Source organism: Vibrio barjaei, assembly GCF_001639065.2.
GTDB lineage: Bacteria > Pseudomonadota > Gammaproteobacteria > Enterobacterales > Vibrionaceae > Vibrio > Vibrio barjaei.
This window is the reverse complement of sequence record NZ_LQXO02000042.1, coordinates 1-21,620: the sequence shown is the minus strand read 5'-3', so window position 1 is coordinate 21,620 and position 21,620 is coordinate 1. Positions and strand designations below refer to the sequence as shown.

At 43.0% G+C, this 21,620-nt stretch carries 14 protein-coding genes; 5 read left to right on the top strand and 9 right to left on the bottom strand.

All coding sequences use genetic code 11. The features are described from left to right. Positions 1-57 precede the first annotated feature (57 nt). From AWH66_RS18550 to AWH66_RS18520, 7 genes are all read right to left on the bottom strand, one after another. Positions 58-1,359, bottom strand: coding sequence for a dicarboxylate/amino acid:cation symporter (locus AWH66_RS18550; protein WP_063606768.1), 1,302 nt, complete (start codon positions 1,357-1,359; stop codon positions 58-60). A 354-nt stretch (positions 1,360-1,713) separates the two neighbouring features. Beyond that, positions 1,714-2,322 (bottom strand): FKBP-type peptidyl-prolyl cis-trans isomerase N-terminal domain-containing protein, encoded by a 609-nt coding sequence (locus AWH66_RS18545; RefSeq protein WP_063606769.1) that lies wholly within the window; start codon positions 2,320-2,322, stop codon positions 1,714-1,716. 139 nt (positions 2,323-2,461) lie between these two features. Beyond that, positions 2,462-4,258 (bottom strand): class I poly(R)-hydroxyalkanoic acid synthase, encoded by a 1,797-nt coding sequence (gene phaC / locus AWH66_RS18540; protein ID WP_063606770.1) that lies wholly within the window; start codon positions 4,256-4,258, stop codon positions 2,462-2,464. A gap of 79 nt (positions 4,259-4,337) precedes the next feature. Then, positions 4,338-4,685, bottom strand: a complete 348-nt coding sequence (locus AWH66_RS18535) for a phasin family protein (protein WP_063606771.1) — start codon at positions 4,683-4,685, stop codon at positions 4,338-4,340. A gap of 100 nt (positions 4,686-4,785) precedes the next feature. Continuing rightward, positions 4,786-5,997 carry an acetyl-CoA C-acetyltransferase gene (locus AWH66_RS18530; RefSeq protein ID WP_063606772.1) on the bottom strand — a complete coding sequence of 404 codons (1,212 nt, stop codon included), beginning with the start codon at positions 5,995-5,997 and terminating at the stop codon, positions 4,786-4,788. Positions 5,998-6,012: 15 nt separating this feature from the next. Beyond that, positions 6,013-6,753: an SDR family oxidoreductase gene (locus AWH66_RS18525; RefSeq protein ID WP_063606773.1), complete on the bottom strand. Its 741-nt coding sequence runs from the start codon at positions 6,751-6,753 to the stop codon at positions 6,013-6,015. 709 nt (positions 6,754-7,462) lie between these two features. Then, on the bottom strand, positions 7,463-10,678 hold the full coding sequence (locus tag AWH66_RS18520) for a S41 family peptidase (protein ID WP_063606774.1): 3,216 nt from the start codon (positions 10,676-10,678) through the stop codon (positions 7,463-7,465). Positions 10,679-11,082: 404 nt separating this feature from the next. Here AWH66_RS18520 and AWH66_RS18515 point away from each other — a divergent pair, with 404 nt between their 5' ends. Then, positions 11,083-13,506 carry a hybrid sensor histidine kinase/response regulator gene (locus tag AWH66_RS18515; protein ID WP_063606775.1) on the top strand — a complete coding sequence of 808 codons (2,424 nt, stop codon included), beginning with the start codon at positions 11,083-11,085 and terminating at the stop codon, positions 13,504-13,506. 14 nt (positions 13,507-13,520) lie between these two features. Then, the gene (locus AWH66_RS18510; RefSeq protein WP_083400070.1) at positions 13,521-13,883 is read left to right on the top strand and encodes a DUF805 domain-containing protein; all 363 of its coding nucleotides are present in this window, start codon (positions 13,521-13,523) and stop codon (positions 13,881-13,883) included. A 46-nt stretch (positions 13,884-13,929) separates the two neighbouring features. Here the strand turns inward: AWH66_RS18510 and AWH66_RS18505 are convergent, their stop codons facing one another. Then, positions 13,930-15,750 (bottom strand): PhoX family protein, encoded by a 1,821-nt coding sequence (locus AWH66_RS18505; protein WP_206360061.1) that lies wholly within the window; start codon positions 15,748-15,750, stop codon positions 13,930-13,932. A 410-nt stretch (positions 15,751-16,160) separates the two neighbouring features. On the opposite strand from AWH66_RS18505, the gene AWH66_RS18500 reads away from it, so the two are divergent. From AWH66_RS18500 to AWH66_RS18490, 3 genes are read left to right on the top strand one after another with little or no spacing between them, the layout of a single operon-like run. Then, positions 16,161-17,783, top strand: coding sequence for an ABC transporter transmembrane domain-containing protein (locus AWH66_RS18500; protein WP_063606777.1), 1,623 nt, complete (start codon positions 16,161-16,163; stop codon positions 17,781-17,783). Further along, complete coding sequence (locus tag AWH66_RS18495) at positions 17,776-19,842, top strand: ABC transporter transmembrane domain-containing protein (RefSeq protein ID WP_063606778.1); 2,067 nt, start codon at positions 17,776-17,778, stop codon at positions 19,840-19,842. The genes AWH66_RS18500 and AWH66_RS18495 overlap by 8 nt, the downstream gene beginning before the upstream one ends. Beyond that, positions 19,835-21,130, top strand: a complete 1,296-nt coding sequence (locus AWH66_RS18490; RefSeq protein WP_063606779.1) for an HlyD family type I secretion periplasmic adaptor subunit — start codon at positions 19,835-19,837, stop codon at positions 21,128-21,130. The genes AWH66_RS18495 and AWH66_RS18490 overlap by 8 nt, the downstream gene beginning before the upstream one ends. A 65-nt stretch (positions 21,131-21,195) precedes the next feature. Here AWH66_RS18490 and AWH66_RS25985 read toward each other — a convergent pair. Continuing rightward, positions 21,196-21,620, bottom strand: a 425-nt coding sequence (locus AWH66_RS25985) for a hypothetical protein (RefSeq protein ID WP_167360969.1), incomplete at its 5' end; no start/stop codon positions are given.

Genomic DNA, 21,620 nt, shown 5'->3' with positions numbered 1-21,620 from the left:
AAAAAAGAAAGGGGCTAATGAAATATCATTAGCCCCTTTTTGTTATCTTTCGTTGAATTAGCTTCGAACTAGTTCAACCTTTTCTTCGCTTTCACCAGCAGCAGGATCGTTGAACTTATCAATATTCAATGCACCTTCCGATTTGGCAACAATACAAGTAACTGCACTGTCACCTGTAATGTTAACGGCAGTACGAATCATATCTAATAAGCGGTCAACACCCATGATTAATGCAATACCTTCTAAAGGTAGACCTACTTGGTTTAGTACCATTGCCAACATGATAAGACCAACACCAGGAACGCCCGCAGTACCAATTGAAGCAAGGGTAGCTGTCAGGATAACCGTCAGGTAATCACCCATAGTTAAATCAATATTGAACGCCTGAGCAATAAACGCAGTCGCAACACCCTGCATGATTGCAGTACCATCCATATTGATGGTTGCGCCCAGTGGAATAGTAAAGGACGATACTTTGTTATCGACACCAAGACGATTTTGAGCTGTTTCCATTGTAACAGGAATGGTTGCGTTGGATGATGCGGTAGAAAACGCGAACATGACGGCGTCTTCCATCTTCTTCAAGAACGTAACAGGACTTAAACCTGTAAATGACTTAAGCATGACACTGTACGTCACCAAGCCGTGCAATAGTAATGTGGCCGTTAGAACGAAGAAGTACTCTGCAAGGTTAAAGATCGCGCTTAAACCTAGACCAGTAAATAACTTAGCCATTAAGAAGAACACACCGTAAGGAGCGATGTTCATTAACAAGGCTACCAACTTCATGATCACTTCGTTAAGGTCACGGAACACAGCCGCGATTCGCTCTCCAGGTTCGCCCGCGGCACTAATCGCAATACCGAACAATACAGCAAACACGATGACCTGTAGTGTTTTACCTTCTGCCATTGCGCTAATAGGGTTAGTTGGGAACATGTCAATAATGACCTGCCCTAAAGATGGGGCTTCCGCGGCGGCAAATGAACTAGCGGCAGTTAGGTCTGCACCTGCACCTGGCTGGAATACAGTGCCCATTGTCAGAGCTAACGTGATCGCAACAGCTGTCGTAGCTACATAGAAAAGAACAGTCTTACCACCTAAACGGCCTAGAGTGGTTACGTCCTTCAAAGAACTCGTACCGCAAACTAGCGATACAAAAACCAAAGGTACAACAAGCATCTTCAAGCTGGCGATGAAAATTTGACCACCAACTTCGAACAAACCATTAACGATGTATGCGTCTACAAATCCGTTCTCAGCAAACAAGCTTCGAATCGCGAAGCCCGTTAAAATACCTGCAACCATACCGATAATCACTCGTGTAGTCAGTGACATTGGTTTTTTGGTATTAGTCATAATTACTCCTTATTTTTATATTGCTTAGAGATGGGGACATCAAAAAGCCGGAGCAGATTAGCAGCTAGACGCTGACGATTAGAATTACAAATTTGTTTTCTGGTTCTGCACTGTGACTTGGATCACTTACTTTGTTACGATTGGCGTGTTAACAAAAACCTTGATGCTACATTTAATCAACAAAACAGCATGCAATATAACACATTGAGATATAACTAATATTATGTTCTTTTAAAGTTCAGATAAGAAATATTAATACCTAATCGCCATCTCAATATACCATCTTAATGAAATAAAAATACCCAGCACATAATACTGGGTATTTTTATATTTAAAGATGAATAATCTAAACCATCAAATAGACACAAGACTCAGTTCGAAAACAACAGCAGTTTCTTCTGGAATCCTAGGGTGTTCATCTTCTTTATAAGCTAAGTGCGCTGGGACATATAAGCGCCACGTAGAACCTAGCCTCATCTGTTTTAGCACGACTAACCAAGAGACAGGAGCGTGACTTAAAGAAATCGTTAGCGGCTCAGGCAGATGTACAGAGCTATCAACCTGACGTCCGTTTAGAAGCCAAGTCTTATGTCTGACCTTACACTGAGTTCCTGACGAAACACTAACGAGCTCATTCCCCTCTTTTAGTATTTCATACTGAATACCTGAGCTATGGGTTGTTACTTCGTCGCGCTGACCATTTTTTTCGAAAAAAGCTTGTTCAAATTCTGTTTGTTGCTGCTTTAGCTGTTTCTCTGTTTCTTTGCGCTGATCTTCCATCTGTTGCTTTAATTGCTCATTTTCAGAGGGGTCAAATGGCCATTCTTTTTGCATGAATGTGTCCATGATGGCTTCCTGGACAATTTTGATATTCATTCTAGGAAATGATTTTTTGGCGAGCTCCAACGCGATCTCTCGGCCGTAGATATAGCTTACTTTTTGTTCTAACGTTTCTATTTCCATCCCAACCTCTCAACAACTAACTCTTGGTCTAATCTTAAGACTTCTTATACAGAAAAAAAGTATGTTACGGATAAAAAGGCGTGATACTGGAAGAAGAAAAGGACCAAGCGGTCCTTTTGCATTTATTATCATGTGAACTTTAGGTCGGTTCATTATCTGGCAGGGAATCAACCACTGGCAAAGTTTGCAACACGTATTGACCAGGAGCGCTGCTCACTACAGGATATTCTTCATTGCCTGTTGAAAACGGTTCAACTTGCTCTTCTGCGCTAAACTGCTTGAGCCACTCGTTCCAGTGTAGCCACCACGATCCCTTATGGTGTTCCGCATTCCCTATCCACTCTTCAGCGGATTCTTCTAGAGTAGAATTAGTCCAGAAACCATACTTCTCTTTTGCGGGGTGATTAACGATGCCTGCAATATGCCCTGACTCGCCCAATACGAAAGTTTTGTTCCCACCCATTTTCAACGCACCGCGATAAGTTCCTTGCCAAAGTGCAATATGATCCTCTTTGGTGGAAATAAAGTAACTTGGGATTCGTATCTTATCTAAGTCTATCCACACGCCACCAATTTTCACGCCTTTATCCTGAATCAGCTTGTTTTCAAGGTATAGCTGTCTTAGTAGGAAATTATGTGTAGCTGCGGTCACATTAGTACTATCACTATTCCAGTACAACAAGTCGAAATCCACTGGGCTGTTGCCCTTAAGGTAATTGTCGACATAGTAGTTCCAATACAGACTGTTTTCGCGAAGCAAGCTAAATGTCACACTAAGTGAGCGACCATCCATATACCCGATGGCGTTATTTTGCAGCTCAATGGCTCTGATGATAGTGTCGTTTATATAAGCTCCTACTTCGCCAGGTTGGCTATAATCAAGCAACGTGGTAAAGAACGACGCTGAGACAATCCGTTTCTTCATGCGCTTGGCGGCATAGTACGCCACAGTGGAAGCGAGAACAGTACCACCAATACAATATCCGGCAGCATTGATTTGATCTTTACCGGTGATGGATTCAATGGCAGAGACTGCTTTAACAACACCATTAGTCACGTAATCACCAAACTCCACCTTAGCTTGAGAAGCTCCAGGATTTCGCCACGACATCATAAATACACTATGACCCTGCTCCAGCAGCCACTTAACCATCGAGTTTTTCTCGCGTAGGTCAAGGATGTAGTATTTATTGATGAAAGGCGGAACGATAAGCAATGGTGTAGAGTTGACCACTTCTGTAACCGGACGATATTGAATCAGCTCAAACAGTTCATTCTGATAGATGACATCTCCAGCTGTATTGGCAACATGCTCTCCTATTTGGAATGCTTCAGTATTCGTCATACGAATTTTCAGCACATCTGCACTTGCTTCGATGTCCTCTTGGAACTGCTGTAGTCCAGCAAGCAAGTTTTCTCCATTTTGCTCAACTGTCAATTTAAGTAGCTCAGGATTGGTGGCAATGAAATTCGTTGGTGAGAGTGCATTCAACGTTTGTCGGGAGAAAAACGTCAATCGCTCTTTGATTTTCTCATCTACACCTTCCACCGAGTTGATGGTCTCTAGATAAGTCTTACTGAAAAGAACATAGGATTGCTTAATGAAGTTATAAAACGCTTCTTCTTTCCACGCGTCGTCTTCAAATCGACGGTCGCCTTTTTCTACAGAAACGACCTCTTCTTTACTTGATTGCAGTGCCACTCGCTGCCAAATTTCTAGTTGTTGAGTCCACCATTTAGTTTGCATGTCCAACATAGCAGCGGGTTGCTGTGAAGCCTTATCCATAAAAGCTGCAGTATCCTCTGCATTGAGTTCCTGCATTGCTTTACTTAGAGGGCTATTAACGGCTGCCTTGCCTTGCTCGAAGTCTTTCCACCATTGCTGGTTGCTCTCCTGCAGTTTCACAAGGTAGTCCGAAAAGAAGTTTTGAAACATAGTTAAAACCCTTTTCTTGGAAAACAAAAAAGGTTGCGGGAACGAGTGTCCCCGCAACCCTAATAACAAAGCTTAATCATTAAGCTGGTGTGTTAGCTTTTACTGTCTCAGTTGTTAGAGCTTCAATATCTTCTTTGAATTCTTTCGCAACTTGTTGAAGCTTATTGCTGTCATCCATCATTTGCTGTGATAAACGAGACAGTGTATTAAGTTGTTGGCTATTAAACATCGCTAATGATGATACGTCTTTAATTTCAGATGCCGCTTTTATTTGACTTAAGCCCAGCTCACTGTACGAACGCATGGCATTAAGTTGTAATTCAGTTAGAGTCTCTACATTTTTCGTCATCAGTTTGTTGAACTTTGCATATGGTTCAAACGTTTTTTCAGACTGTTCATTGAAAACTTTAAAGATATCCGTGTACATGATTATTTCTCCTAGGAAATATATTCCAATTTTATATAACTATCCCATTAATATTTGGGAATCCGACAACACTGTATTGAGCTATTAACAATTAAAACTTTTAAGACTGGCAGTTTTTCAAAAGTACTGCCGTCCCCATACCACCACCCACACATAAAGATGCAACGCCGATATTTTTTTGTTCACGCAACATTTCATGAATAAGAGTGACAATGATTCTATTACCAGATGCTCCTAATGGATGCCCTAGTGCAATAGCACCGCCATTTGGATTGGCTCTTTGCAAAATGGACTCCGCAGACACACCATGCTGCGACGCTAGGTTGCGTATAACGCCTAATGCTTGTGCTGCAAACGCTTCGTTAAGCTCAAACACATCAACATCTTCTACGGTTAACTCAGCGTTACTAAGCACTTTAGTCACCGCTTGAACTGGTCCAAGTCCCATTACTTTGGGGTCAATGCCGGTTTGAGCGCAGGTAACGACTTCGCAAAGTGGCGTCAATCCTAGGCGTTCAACCGCCGACTCGGAAGCAACAACCAAAGCGCTAGCGCCATCGTTAATGCCTGACGCATTACCCGCCGTCACTGTACCTTCTCTATCAAACGCAGGCCTTAACTTAGATAAGCCTTGCATAGTCGCATCTATTTTGGGGTATTCATCGGTCGAAAACTCGACGCTTTGACGTCTAATTTTCACCTCAATAGGTTGAATTTCTTGTTTAAACTTCCCTGCTTCAATGGCTGCTGCCGCTTTTTGCTGACTTAGTAGGGCATACGCATCTTGGTCGTCGCGAGAAATATCGACTTCCTTAGCAATATTCTCTGCTGTCACCCCCATGTGGTAAGCATTAAAGATATCGGTAAGTCCATCTGAAACGAGAAGGTCCTTTGCAGTAATATCACCCATTTTGTGGCCGGAGCGTGCCGATGCTGGCATAGCAAAAGGGATTTGCGACATAATCTCAACACCAGCAGCAACAACAACTTCTGCCTCGCCTGATTTGATATGTGATGCGGCGTCCATTAGCGTTTTCATTCCGCTGCCACATACCATGTTTAGCGTATAAGCGGGAACTTCCGCTGGAATACCTGCATAGATAGAAGCTTGTCGTCCTACTCCCATACCTTGATTTGCACTTACAACGTTACCGACAATTACTTCATCAATGTCGTTAACGCTTATACCGCAGGCGTCGACCGCACCAGTAATCACTTCCGATGCAAGTTTTCCAGCAGTAAGGTTTTGTAAGCTGCCACCAAAACTACCAATTGCTGAACGCTTTGCTGCAACAATAAAAACTTTTTCCATTATGTATTCCCTTGATTACGCCATGTATAGGCCACCATTGATGGCAACCGTTTCACCTGTGATGTAAGCGGCATCTTCGCTTGCCAAAAATGCTACCGTGGCGGCGATTTCTTCTGGTTTCGCTAAGCGTTTCAGTGGAATGGTGCTTTTAATGGAATCGAGAACGTCTTCACGCATCGCCTCAACCATAGGCGTGCCTGTATAACCAGGGGCAACAACATTTGCTGTAACTCCAGATCTAGCACCTTCTGAAGCAAGCGCTTTGGTAAAGCCGATCATCCCAGCTTTAGCTGCAGCGTAATTCGCTTGGCCAAACTGGCCTTTTTGACCATTTACCGATGAGATATTGATGACACGGCCATTACCTTTTTCACACATAGCCGCGAAAAGAGGCTGCGTCACGTTATAAACACTATTCAAATTAGTGTTGATGACATCAAACCATGCTTCAGCTTTCATTTTCTTAAACTGGCCGTCTCTGGTGATACCGGCGTTGTTTACGACCAGATCAAATGTCCCTTCTTCTTGCTGCAGTTGATTTAGCTTTTCTTTACACTCCTCAGTATTCGTAACATCCAGTTCAAACAACCTTACTTGGTCTTCTGTGAAACCTTTGCTGTCGAACCATTCCTTTGCGCATGAGTAGTTACCTGTATTATAGGTAGCAATCAGACGATATCCTTTATCGACAATTGCAGATGATATTGCGGAACCAATTCCGCCTTTTGAACCGGTGATTATTGCGAGCTTCTTCATTAATGACTCCATTCCTAGCAACTAGCATTTAGCTATTGATGTAAACAAACTAAATTCTGACGTCCTAATTTGCGCATTTATTATGATGGCTAACTTGATTATTTATATTAATGAGCTTTTATTACGCTTTGACTTATGGATATTAAATTAATGAAATCTTAATATTTAATCACCCTTTAATTTTTATACGGCGTAGTACTTAGATACTGATCACAATCATGAAATCACTAAATTACATTTTATTCCCTACTTACCCTTAAAGTAAAATCCATATCCACTCTCCCATCAAACCCTTAAATAACAGTAACTTTTAATTTATGGTCGTATTAATAGACACCAGCCATGCACCAAATTAATGATTAGTATCTATATATAACATTCAATTACAATTCATCGTTCCTAGCACATTATTCTTAGATTGAATAATATAGATCACTGAAAGATATGAGATATTTATTTAGAGCTAAAGCTTAAATATCATCCAATGCAAATCGCCGGATATAGTTATATATACTCACAGCACCATACTGATGCAATACACATTATTTTGGTGCTTTTCATGAAAGACGTGATCTTTTTCACAAAGTCTCACAGCGCTTTAACATCAATGCCTTATACGAGAGCGTGTTTTTCCTCCTTCCAGTGAAAAGGCCCCTGAACTCAAAGTCCAAGGGCCTTCAAACTACGCACTTATACGTAACTGCCTATCTTAGTTCAGCTTCGCCAGCAACTCCTTAATAGCAACGCTTAGTTGGCGGTCTCTGTCAGAAGCGACGTCGTCAGGTGAGTTATAAACCAAGATATTAGGCTTCACCTCATTGTTCTCGAACCACTTACCCTGATCATTTTTGAAACCGAGTTGAGGCACTCCATATTCTAACAATGGTTCTTGTTGAGTTTCCCAAAGCACGTAAGTTCCTGTTCCTGGTACGCGTTCACCCACTAGTTTTCCAATTCCCTCTTTCTGATAAAAGTAAGGTACAACTGAACCATCTGAGTAACTCGATGCATTCGCTAACATAATACTAGGTTTTGCCCAACGTCGAAGTGGAAAAGAGCCTGCTGAATAGCCATCTCTCGAAACCGCAGAACTGTGTCTTACACCAGATAATAGATTCATTATTTGATCGTGTAAGTTCCCTCCGACATTGTATCGGACGTCAATAACTACCGCTTCTTTATCTCGATATCGACCGAACAATTTGTTGACCAGTTGACGGTATGAGTCGTTACCCATTTCAGGGATATGAATATAACCCAGACGCCCATTTGATAGCTTATTGGTAAGTACTTCACGCTCCGTTACCCAACGTTTATACGAGAGTTTCGCTTCGTCAGACAACGAGACCGGCTTAACGGCTACGGATATCGTTTTCTTATTCCCAGGAGTAAGAACAGATAGTCGAGTTACTTTACCTTCCAGGTTATTAAGCAATGGATAAATATCCTGACCGGGTTGAACATCTGCGCCGTTGACCGAGTAAATAACGCTACCTGCTTTAATCGGGTTATTCGGTAGATCTGCTGGCCCTCCTAGTAACACGCTACGAACTCTTGCTCCTTTCCCTTGATATTTATCATCGTAAATAATGCCAAGTGATGCTGGCGACTCCCAACTACCAGGATGCATTCTATACGTAGAACCAGTGTGTGAGGCATTCAACTCACCTGCCAACTCACTTAACAATTGAGCAAAGTCAGTATAATTATGTATGCTTCCTAAATGTTTTGCATACGCTTGTCTATACCAATCCCAGTCGACTCCATGTAAATTCTTGTCGTAGAATTTGGTTTTGGTCAAGCGCCATACATGGTCAAAGATATACTGTGTTTCTTTCGCAAAGTCATATTCTGCATTCAAGCTAAAATGAATGTCATCACTATCACCATTAGCCAAATCAATTTTCTCTAGTTGTCCATGACCAATCAGCATCAGCATCGTTCTATCGGGCGTTACCGTCATGGCTTGGATGTCGTCCGCGGAGCGTGTGAACATCACTTCATGATCCCCTGTTAAAAGGTTCAGGTGCACAAATTCGATATCATCGCCTCGTTGATTGGCAACAACCATTTCAGTGTTGTCGGGAGAAAGGTAACTCGCCAAAACTGACATAGAATAAGGCGTTAAGCGTTGGATTCTATCTTGAAGGCCGTTGACATCAATCAGAGTTTTATGGTTTGGAGCAGCAGCGTGTTCTTCTTGCTCAGCTAACCACGCTTGGTCTTGAGATAGGCCCAAATTCGCTTCTGTCTTTTTATTTAGAGTGACCGCATATACGTCACCATTTACGGTACTGCCATCCAGTTCTGTCAGCCCGTCTTTGTCTGATGTCCAGTAAACAACCTGACCATCATCAGAGAACTTTGGCGCAGATTGAACAAATCCGCTGTAGCTCAATGTGATGGGTTTGTTCTCGCCTTTGCTATCAAGCAGAACAATATTATTGGCACTTAACGTACTACCATCACGAGATACAATATACTGATCATCCGGCGACCACTGATAACGCCAATCAGAGTCTTCATAGGAGTACATGGATTGGCTATTAAGAAGTGTCGTTTTGGCGCCATCTTCAATAGTCATTACTTTTAACGTATTTCTTGATTCTCTGTATGCAATGCGTGTGTCATCATGAGACAACACAGGTTGGGTCTCATCGACCGGCGTATCCGTGAGTTGCTGTTCTGTTATCTGACTTGCCGTAAGAAAGCTCTTATCTTGATCGCCTATATGACTTGCAAATAAATCCCAATTCCCTGCTCGCTCAGAGCCATAAAGTAACGTCATTCCGTCACTAGAGAACGAAATGTCTCTTTCCGCTTGTGGGGTATTCGTCAATCGACGTGCCTCACCGGTCAACGTAGAAATAACAAACACCTCCCCTCGAGCCACAACGGCGACTTCTGGAGCTATTGGTGATACCGCTAGTTCAGTAATCTCATAAGCCAAGTTCACATTGCTAGTACTGCTATCACTGCGCGCTTTACGTATCTTAATGTCAACTTCATGCGCTGCCTTATCGCCTTTCTTCTTCAGCCAAACACCGCCGTCAAACCCGTAAGCTAAATCACCTTGGGTGCTAATCGATAAAAACCTAACGGGCAATTTTTGATGATGAGTTACGGCAACAGCATCACCTTCAGGCTCAGTCAAAGATTGCTTCCAAACGTTAAAACTACCAGACCGTTCAGATAAGAAATACATGGACTGGTCGTCCTCAGACCAAACTGCGTTTCGGTCTTCACCTCTAAACGTTGTTAGTTGTGTGTGTTGGTGAGTTTTAGCGTCATATTTCCAGATATCTCTTGCTGCATCTGATTGAGCGCCTTTGCGCCATTGTTGTTCGGTATACGAAGGCAAATCGGTATACAAAGCCTGACTACCATCATGAGAGACCGAATAACTGCTCACTGAGTTTTCTAACAAGACCTGTTCTCTACCACCCTTTGCAGGAACCGTGTAGAGTCTGTATGAACGGCCAAAAAATCCGTTATTTAATTCGCTATCACCATTACCAATCCTAAAAGATTGAAACAAGACCTGGCTTCCATCGGCGCTAAAGGAATATGGGATATCCTCGCTACCGTGGAAAGTTAACCGTTGAGATTTATGAGTGTTCATGTTCAAGACAAACACATCTCCCCGACCATACTGGTTAGATTGGTATGCTAACGACTGTCCATCAGGAGACCATACAGGATTTGAGCTATAAACCGTCTCACTTGTAAGCGGAATCGCATCGCCACCTTTTGCGTTAGCTACCCAGACTTGGCCACTGTAAGTAAATGCAATCTGCTCACCGTTCGGAGAAATAGCAATATCTCGATACCATGATGAACCATCTGATGTTTGTGCAAGAAGCAAAGAAGCATGGCTAGCCGAGAAAAGAATAAAGCCCACTCGGGCTAAATGTGAAAATTTCATGGATTCCCTTAAGTGTTGCGGTTTTCCCCATCATGCCACAGATTTGGGTGGGAAATTTTCATCACGAAATCATTGTCAATACAGACAAGTAATCGTCATTTTATCGAGCAATCACTCATCAATAAAATAAACAGAATAATCTCCTGTCTATTTTATTTCATACAAAACTAAAACACTGCTATATAATATATTCAACCATCTTTGCACTAATGAAATCTTATTCCTCAACCCGATACCATCGCCTCATGCATACACAAAAATACATGTTGCTACAAAGCATTTACTCTGATCGACCAAATTTAAGCGAGTGAGAACTAACTCCATCTTTTGTTTCATTTTTGTTACTACTCGTTTTGAGTTACACTGCTTCGTGCAAAAACGTCGCACCATAAGGATATGGATTGATGAGCAACACTAACTTATCTCCCACTCAGGCTATTCGAAATACCCTCATTTTAGGCGCATGCGCCATTCTTAGTTTCTTAGCCTTATTTTTCTATACCCAGCATTCCGTTGATAGCACTAAAAGCCAATTGATTTCGCTGCAAAAGAGTATTCTTACCGCATCGAACGACATGTTAATGATGCGTCGCCACGAAAAAGATTTTATTGATAGAGTCGACCCTATATATCTTGAGAAGATGGAAGCGGATTATCAAAACATTTTGGAGCAGCTAGGGTCGATCAATGCAACCATTATTAATTCCGGACTAAACACAGATTACAATGGACAGCAGGCCCTATCCTATGTCGATGACTATGTTCAACGCTTCTACTTAATGGCTGACATTGTGTTGCTTATTCATGGTTCAGAGGATGAAACTGGCCTTATTGATAATTTAAAGCAGAAGGCGCTCGCATTCGAATATGCCTTGACTCAAGCTAATTCGACACCTCTTGATTATATTGCCCTTACAACCAAAGACCTGATGTACCAGTTCTTTGCAGAGTTCGAGCCTACTGTCCTACCAAGAATTGAACGAACCTTAGTTCAAATGCAATCAGAAATAAGTGCTCAGTACACCTCGTACGAATTGCTGTCTAAATTTCAAGAGTTCCGACTGGCGTTTTATACGCTGCAAAGTGCCTACGAGAATTTTGGTTACTCCTATCAAGAAGGACAACTTGGTGAACTCAGAGCCACCATTCATAAGCTGGAAGGCAAACTGAACACCTTATTTAATGTCTTACCAAAACAGATAAACAACGAAATCGTTAAGCATGAGAATCATCAATCCCTTGCCACTATTTTGCTCATCACTGCCATTATTCTCATCCTTCTCTATGTTGTAAGACAAACGTCTTCATTAGAGAAACAGCTGATTGATGCCCGAGAGCACGAGAAACAAGCCAATCGAGCTAAGAGCGCATTTTTAGCGAATATGTCTCATGAGATTCGAACACCACTTAATGGTATTTTAGGTATGACTGAGATACTCGGAGACTCCAAGCTGAGTGCAATCCAAAGAGATTATCTGACGACCATCAACGCATCATCTCAGACCCTGCTCATGCTAATTAACGATATACTCGATCTTTCAAAAATTGAATCTGGTCATTTAGAGATTTGTCCTCACACGACAGCAATAAAAGAGACGATCTTTGATACCGCAGCACTGATTGCCCCCAAAGCACAACAAAAGCAACTCGATATTTTCATCGATATCGATGCAGACATCCCCGACTATGTGAAAGCCGACGAACAAAAAGTTCGCCAGACATTAATGAACTTAGCTTCCAATGCAATCAAGTTTACTGAAAAAGGCAGCATTGCATTCTCTCTGCAGTTGAGAGCGCAGAAAGAAAATAGTGTCACCATTGGTTTTTCCATACAGGACACAGGGATAGGCATTGATGAAGAGAAGCAGAAACACGTGTTTGAAGAGTTTAAACAAGAAGACGCCGATACCTCGAAAGACTATGGAGGAACGGGTTTAGGCTTGGCCATCTGCGCAAAGATGGTGGAAATGATGGGCGGAAGCATTCATCTTGATTCAATCAAAGGGAAAGGCTGTCACTTCTACTTTGACCTCGAATTCAGCCGCGATAGTCATAGTGTCAGTGATGAGCCATCGCTACGTGTTCAATACTTCTCAGACTCTCCAAATCCATTGTTGATTTCGGAACTAAAGCGTTACGGTGTGAAGTACGCACAAGCCGCTGTATCAGACATCAACACGTTGCAACTCACCACTGATACGATCATTATTCTTGATAGCAACGTAGACTTTTCCTCAGTTCAATCACAATTCAAAGAGCATGATATCGTCCTATTGCGCGATAACAAAGAAGCTGCTGATACCAATAACTTAAAGGTCTCTGCGTTTTTAACATCGCCACTATTTGGTAACAGATTGATTAACAGCCTGCGCAACCTTAAGACGACAAAAACACCTTCAGAATTGACTAGCAGCAATGATACCAACCTAAAACCTAAGAGAACCTTTAGAATTCTGGTTGTTGAAGATAATAAAGTAAACCAACAGATCGTGAGTTTAAATTTAAAGAAGCTATCCATCGACTTTGTTATCGCCAATAACGGCCAAGAAGCAGTTGAGGTTTATCAACGTGACTATTCGAGTATTGGACTTATACTTATGGATTGTATGATGCCTGTGCTTGATGGTTTTGAAGCGACCAAAGCGATTCGCGAGTTCGAAGCTGAGAATGATCTTAAGCAAACTCATATTATTGCCCTAACCGCCTCAGTGCTCGATGACGACATTCAAAAATGCTATCAAAGTGGTATGGATGACTATTTACCAAAACCTTTCAAGCGCGAAGTGTTAATGGAGAAACTAGACTCTAAATTCCAAGCATCCCTATAAACCACGGAGTGTTTATGCTGAATAACTACATTGATGTCTTAAAGAACAACTATGCGAACTTCAACGGACGAGCGACGCGGAGGCAGTACTGGAGTTACGTGTTAGTCAGCTTTGTCATTGCCTTACTGTTCAACATCATCGATAGAATTATTGGTGCTGGTAGTGAGCAATTCGGGTTATTTGGTACGTTTTATTCTTTAGCCGTACTAGTACCGACTTTGGCCGTGGGGTGCCGACGACTGCATGATACAGGTCGAAGTGGTTGGTGGTTGTTCCTTTATTTGATTCCTTTGCTAGGTGCTCTCATTTTAGTCATCTTTTTCGTTTTCAAGAGTGGCTATGACAATGAGTACGGAGCAGCTCCCTCTTCTCTCTAATGAACAGAAAAAGAGACTCACACAGAGTCTCTTTTTTAGGTCGTCATTAGGCCCCGATGATACCGCCATCTGTACGCGTAATCATCATTACAGATGAACGTGGTATCGACTTACCACCTTCAGGGAAATGTGATGGCGCAAGGTCTTCGCCAGGATGCTGCACTCCAACAAACATTGCCTTATGGTCTGGAGAGAAGGTTAACCCAGTAATCTCACAAGCAATTGGGCCAGTCAGGAAACGGCGGATTTCACCCGTTTGTGGGTCACTACAAAGCATTTGGTTGTTGCCCATACCCGCAAAATCACCCTTGTTTGAGTATTTACCATCGGTTTGAATCCATAACCTTCCAGCAAGGTCAAAGCCAATTCCATCAGGGCTATTGAACATGTTGTCTTTATTGATGTTGTCACTGCCAGCCATTAAACCAGCTTCGTGTACTTCAGGATTGCCCGCAAGTACATAAATATCCCAGTTAAACGTTCCTGCTGAGTGATCACCTTTCGTCGGCTTCCAACGAACGATGTGGCCATATGGATTCTTTTCTCTTGGGTTAACCGCATTCAGTGGCTGCGATTCTTTAACCCCACGATGTTTATTGTTGGTCAGAGTACAGAACACTGACTGATTGTCCGGATGTACAGCTACCCATTCTGGGCGGTCCATTGTCGTCGCACCAACTTGTGTAGCAGCCTCGCGAGCGAAAATCATCACTGAAGCCGCATCAGGGAAGCCGTTTTCAGGTGTTAGGCCATTCTTGCCCCATGTTAGTTCCAACCACTCACCGGTTCCGCTCAATTCACCTTCTGTCCCAGTGAATTTAGCGACGTATAACGTTCCTTCCTCAAGGAGATCACGATTAGAATCTGCACCCGCTACGTATTTGTTCTTGGATATGAACTTATACAAGTGCTCACCACGTTCATCATCACCTAAATAAACCACTACATAGCCATCGTCATTGATAGTCAACGCCGCATTTTCGTGCTTGAAGCGGCCGAGTGCGCTGCGCTTTTTGGGAGTTGCATTAGGATTCATCGGATCAACTTCTACAACCCAGCCATGGCGATGCGGTTCATTGGGGTCTTTAGCCATGTCAAAGCGAGTATCATATTTATACCAATCATACCCTCTGTCTTTATTACCCAGACCATAACGCTTATAGCTGTCACCTAATTCACTACCTGAAGTATTGGCGAAGTAACCATTAAAGTTCTCTTCACACGTCAGGTAGGTTCCCCACGGCGTCTGTCCATTAGCACAGTTGTTAAACGTACCAAGTATCTTCTTACCTGACTTATCAGCATTGGTTTGAAGCAGTTCATGTCCGGCAGCAATACCCGTCATTTCCATTTCTGTGTACGCAGTGATTCGGCGATTCAGACGACCATCTACATTCACTTGCCACTTGCCATTGCTCTTTTCTAACTCAACAACCGACACCCCATGCGCTGCTTGTGCTTTTCGAGCATCATCTTCAGAAATATTGTTACCTTGATGTTCATAAAGGTACTCGTTATTGGTGTACTCGTTATTCACAACAAGAACAGCTCTATCGCTGGAAATTAAGAAAAACGTCATGCCGTCATTGTTGTCACCAAATTGGAGTTCTTGTGCCTGTGCATTGTTCGACTGACTAAACGCTGGTGCACCTTTTTTGATAGCATCACCCCAAGAGATCAATACATCTGCTTGATAACCTTCTGGTACTTCAACCGTATCGGATGTTGAAATAGGTATAGCATCAAAGCCAATTAACTGCGATTTGCTTGGCATCGTCTTAGCAACAGCTTGACCAATAGGGTTTGCAGCAAAAAAGCCAGCCGTTCCAGCTGCACCGGTTGCTTTTAGAAAACGACGACGCGACATAGCGGCTTCAACAAATCGATTGAATTCTGGTTCTTGGCCGAGTGATCTTTGATCTTGAGTTCGATTAAAATGCTTCACTTTGACTTCCTTTATACTAAAGAAAAGGCCATTAAATTGGCCGTTATTACTATTGTGGCCGCTATGATGCATTCAAATTATGACATCTCAGTTACAAATAATTAACACTTATATTATTAGAAGTTTCTTTATAGACAATTTCGCACCTGTATAACTTAACCTCCCTACGCAAACACTGTTTTAAACTAGATATCGCTTTCAAGCACGCTAATCCCAGTAATAACTGCAGAACACTAAACCTCTATGTATTGTGAATTTTTCCTTCCTTACTATTTGAAATATCGCTGCTTTTGTCCGAGTCTTAGAAGATATGGAAAAGAAATGAGCTAGGTATGGACACAACATTCTCCTCAGGTATTCAAGGCATAAAAAAAGTGCTGCTACCATCAGTGCTTATTAATATTCTTTCTCTTGCCGTTCCTTTAACGGTACTACAGATTTATGACCGCATTATTCCAAACCAAAGCTACGGCACGGCAACGTTGCTACTAGCAGGCGCCACAATAGCGGTCTTACTTGACGCTTTACTTCGATACGTCCGCTCTAGGGTACTGGCCGCAGAGTCTTCCATGCTCGAACAGCAACGTTACGCGGAAACAGTTCGAGCGTTAGCAACGTCACCCACCAAAGAAATTAAGCAGTTAAAAGTGGGAGGCGTTCAGAACGGATTAGAAGCTATCGCAAAAATCAAAGACCTCTATTCGGGAGGCCTCCTATCAGGCCTGATAGATATACCTTTTGCACTGCTGTTCCTATTTTTAGTTTACTACGTTGGTGGGAGCTTAGTGGCGGTGCCTATTGTCGTTTGGGCTATTACATTCAGCTTCGTCTGGCTATCAGGTAGAAGAGCAAAGCAACGAAGCTTGGAGCACGCCATTACCGAGGATGCAAGAGCGGGTTTTGTACTCAATCTCAACCGAAACATCCTTGGTATCAAACGTCAAGCAAATGAGTATAAGACGTATGCGGCTTATAAGGGTATTAATCAGGAACATCGACTTACTCACTCGGAAGACGAACGAAAGAACGCCTTCGCTCAAGAGTGTATCTATCTAGCCTCCCTAGGAACCTCCGTCATTTTAGTCATAGCCGGTGCCTCGCATGTTCTTTCTGGCGAACTAACAACCGGTGGGCTTGCCGCTTGTTCCATCTTAGCTGGTCGAGCAGTGGCACCGCTTAGCGCACTGACTAGTTTGAATATTCGATATGCCAATATGCAAACCGCCATTCAAAGTGTAAACGCATTACTAAAACTCTCCCCCCAAGACCACAGCAAGATGGCTGCTTTACAAACTTTTTCATCACTACATATGAATGACCTAGCAATAGAACGCTTCTCAAAAACCTATGTTGTTGATGCCACTATTTCTTCAGGTTCAATCAGCCAAGTTACCTGTTCAGACAAGGAAGCCGCCAGTCATTTTCTGACGACTATAGGTGGTGCTAGTCATGAGCATGCCGGTCAAGTCTTGTTTGATAGTGAAGCAGCTTCTACTCTGTCGCGTCAATATTCGAGTTCTTATATAGGTTCGAGATCATCTATTCTTCAAGGTTCTATTTTAGATAACCTATGTGGGTTCAAGCCCGAGCTTTCTGAGCGTGCCTTGGCATACAGCAAGTCATTAGGCTTATATGACGTGCTCACTCAGCTACCTGATGGTTTCGAAACAAAGCTAGGGGATCTTCCGACTATACCGTTAAGTCACAGCAGTATCCGCTTGATCAACATTTGTTTTCAGCTCGCTCGCCCTACTTCCATTATTTGTATTGATTTACCTGAGCTGGACTTAGACATTGATACCTGGCCCAAGTTAGCAGAAATCATCCAACAAGAAGCGAACAACGGCCGAACCATATTTCTAGTCAGTTTCAATCACACGTTTACCTCTATCTGTAATAACACAATCTTATTGCAGCTAGATGCGAACTTTGAGAAAGGAGAGAACAATGAATAATATTGAAACAGCCTCATTGTTGTCACTCCGAGCACTTGAAGTAAACAGCAACGTGGATGTATTCGCTCACCAATGGGTAGAAGAAAATGGCCTCAATAATTTAGAAGACTATTTGAGTATGCTCGATCGTCTCAATGTGCCCTATCGAATCGTCAATGCACAGCAACAACTTCAGACAAAACCTTACAAAGTGGCAGTATTGGTCTCCGACCAACAACTAGTAATCGCTCAACCCAAAAGCCAAGTCTTGTTCGAAGTAACCAATGACACACCTTTTTCATCACAAGATTTAAAACAATTCAGCATAGCCATCTTACTGGAGAATTCACCTCCTGATAAACCTGATCCTAACTGGATGGGAACAAGGTTGGACGCTTATAAAGCGGTGGTCCCAAAAGTTGCATTAGCGAGTTTGTTTTCAAACTTATTCGCACTGGCGATTCCTTTTATCACAATGTCTATCTACGATCATGTCATTGGTGGTGATGCCGCCCACGAACTACAGGGTATTGCAATAGGTGCAGGCATTCTATTTTTCATGCTCTGGTTGCTCAGAGTAGTACGAAGTCAGACTCTAACGACTGTCGCCAATCGGATAAGCCGCGAAATTTCCGATGCGCTCATTAAAAAACTACTGACCGGAAGTTACAACGTATGTAAGGCAACCCCTCAACAAAGCCAAGTGAACCAATTGAGTTTTGCAGACAGAGTCGCTGGGGTTCTCGCTGGCCCTTTAGGAAATGCTCTATTTGATATCCCATTTGTCCTGCTTTTCATCATAGCGATCGCTGTATTGGGAGGTTGGTTAGTCATTGTTCCAATCACCGCTCTTGCTTTGTACTACATAGTCGCTCGCAGTAGTATCAAACATTCAGCTCTAAAAGCGAATCAATCCACCATTGCAGGAACCAATCGCCAAATGCTCATCGCCGAGCTATCTACCCACCTCGGCTTTATGCGCAGTGGCCAGCATCTAGAAGGTTGGTTGTCTCGGTTCGATAAAGCAAACCACTTAGCCGCTCAGAATGGCTTCAAACAGACCGTACACCAAGCGAAATACACCTCGATTTACTACGCCATAGGCGTGATCTCGACGCTTGCCGTCGTTGGCTTGGGCGTCGACTTAATTTTTAACCAAGTGATGTCCGCAGGTGGACTGATCGCAACCATGATGTTGATTTCGCGAGTTACAGGGCCGGCCCAGACCCTCGCTAACAGCGCATTTAGGCTTCAGCAGCTTAAGCAAACACAAATGACAATCAATCGAACGTTAACTCTAAACTCGGAAGAAGCATATCGTTATCAACATCATACTTTGCCAAGTTCACCTCCAAGGATAGAACTCGACCAAATTACTCTCCGCTATGCCAAACAGGCGAAACCTGCTCTTAGTGGGGTAAGTGCCGTCATAGAGCCAGGCGAAATCGTTGCCATAACCGGGCCCTCTAACAGCGGTAAAACTAGCCTTATCGACACTATCGCAAGTTTCCAGCCCGTGCAAAACGGCGTCGTTAATATCAACGGTATTAACCTAAGCCAATACGCACCATTGCTCTATCGTCATTGGATGTTCTACAAAGCTGCCCATCCTCAAGTGCTCCTGACTAACATCCGTGAATGGTTCTCGGATAAACAAGAGATCCAAGATGCAGAAATTATCCATGCTATTGAGCAAGCAGGTGGTAAAGATTGGCTTAACTCGTTGCCAGCGGGACTTGATACCAAACTCACCGAATTTTGGCCTGCCAGTATCTATGATTTATTGTCACGTTTTGAAGCTCGAATGTTAATTGCAGCAAAAGCTCTCGCTATTCATTATCCACTCTATTTGCTCGATAACCCCCTTCATGACTTGTCGCCCAAGTCAGTTGAACTGTTTAAGACCTTTCTTAATACAAAAAGAGGTCACTCTACGATTTTATACAGTTCACAAGATCCCGAGTTAATTAAGCTAGCAGACAAAGTTCTCGTCTTAAACCAAGGCGCTGTCGCCTACTTTGGCGCCTTGAATGAAGAGAATGATAGTGACAGCACAATGGAGGTCGCTGCCAATGAATAAATCTCAATATGCTGAAGCAATTGAATCGCAACAGACCAAAAAACTATTGTCCGTAATCACTTATTCAATCGCCTTGTGTGTTATCGCATTTGGCACCTGGTCGGCGGTCACTCAAGTTGATGAGATTGCGAAGGCGAAGGGCACGGTCGTCCCTGAAGGTGAGCGTCAGATCATTCAAAGTGATATTGGGGGCAAGTTGAAAACCATTTCTGTCGCAGAAGGAGATATGGTCGAAGCTGGTCAAGTATTGGTTGAGTTTGATGCGACATTCCAAACCACAGCCTTGGAAGAGTTGAAAGCTCAACAAGCTTCTCTCAATTTAACTATAGAAAGATTATCTTCACTTATTGACGAGCGCGAGCCAGATTTCAACGCTTACCAAAACCAATATCCAGAACTCGTTGCAGAGCAAAGAGCTCAGCGCAGCGCTCAAGTTGCTCTTTACTATCAAAAACGGATAGTGCTAGAAAAAGAGGCTGAGCAAATCGCTGAACAATTACGCAGTACAGAAAGGGCAATTCCAGCCTACGAACGACAATTGAGCGCTTCAAAACAAGAGCTTGTCATACTCCAAAAAGGACAAAAAAGCGGTAATATTTCCCGACTTCGTGTTCTTGAAATGCAGCAAAAAGTGGCTTCCATAGAACAGCAAATCGAAGAAGCGAGAGGCAAAAAAGCACTGCTAATCAAACAGGCGGATTCTAACGATGAGAAGATCTCCCAGTTGCTCGCAGAAGCCAAAGTAGAGGTAGCAGATCAGCGCTCCAAAGCCGCATCTGAGCTCTCTGCACTAGAAGCCCGTGTTCGCTCCGGAGAGGCGAAACTGACTAATACAATTTTGACATCACCACTGCAAGGTTTAGTTCAAAGTATACCGAGTACAAGAGTAGGTACCGTGATTCAGCCTGGTGGAACCGTGGTCGAAATTGTTCCAATAGGAGGCATCGCCGACTTTAAAGCTCAACTATCGCCAAGAGACATAGGGTTTGTAAGCGAGGGGCAAAGCGCAAGAGTCAAAATTGACGCCTACGACTACAGTCGATTCGGCGCTCTTGAGGGTGTCGTAGAGTCCATCTCCCCTACCACCAGCAAGGATGAGAAAGGCAATATCTTCTACGAGGTCACCATTGCGGTTGAGAAGCCTTACTTTAGAGACGATCCAGAGAAATTCGCGCTGTTACCGGGTATGACCGGAGAAGTTGACATAACCACTGGCGAAAAAACGGTGTTCCAATATCTTTGGAAGCCGATATTTACAAATATCAGTCGCGCCTTTGGTGAACGATAGCTGACAAAAAGCCCCTAGTTGCTAGGGGCTCCTCTTTCAACTCCACAAATCAACGACCTTTCAAGTTAGTTAGATAAGTCATCCGGCAATGTTGGGTCATCATTATGATGATGTTCAATATCCTCTCGATGATGAATAGAATCAGATTCATCATTTTGATGAAGTTCCGCATTATGTTCATCAACATGTGGTTTCAGCGGTTCTGAAATATGTTCTGCATCATTTAAAACCACATCGATATCGTCAGGAAGTGCATGTTGCTCTGAAGTATCACTATGCTCTTGGGCATCGTGAATTCCCAACTTATCCATATAACTATTTACGGAAGGGGATCTCGTATGGTGCTGGGAATCATCTACCATATGTTTGGTAATCCCAAGCTCCGACATAATCGTGACAGAATCGAACGAGACATCATCTTGACTCATCATTGGTTCATCGGCCGATGTTTGAGCAGCAAGCGGCGGTGGAGGTGGCGGCGGTGGGTTTT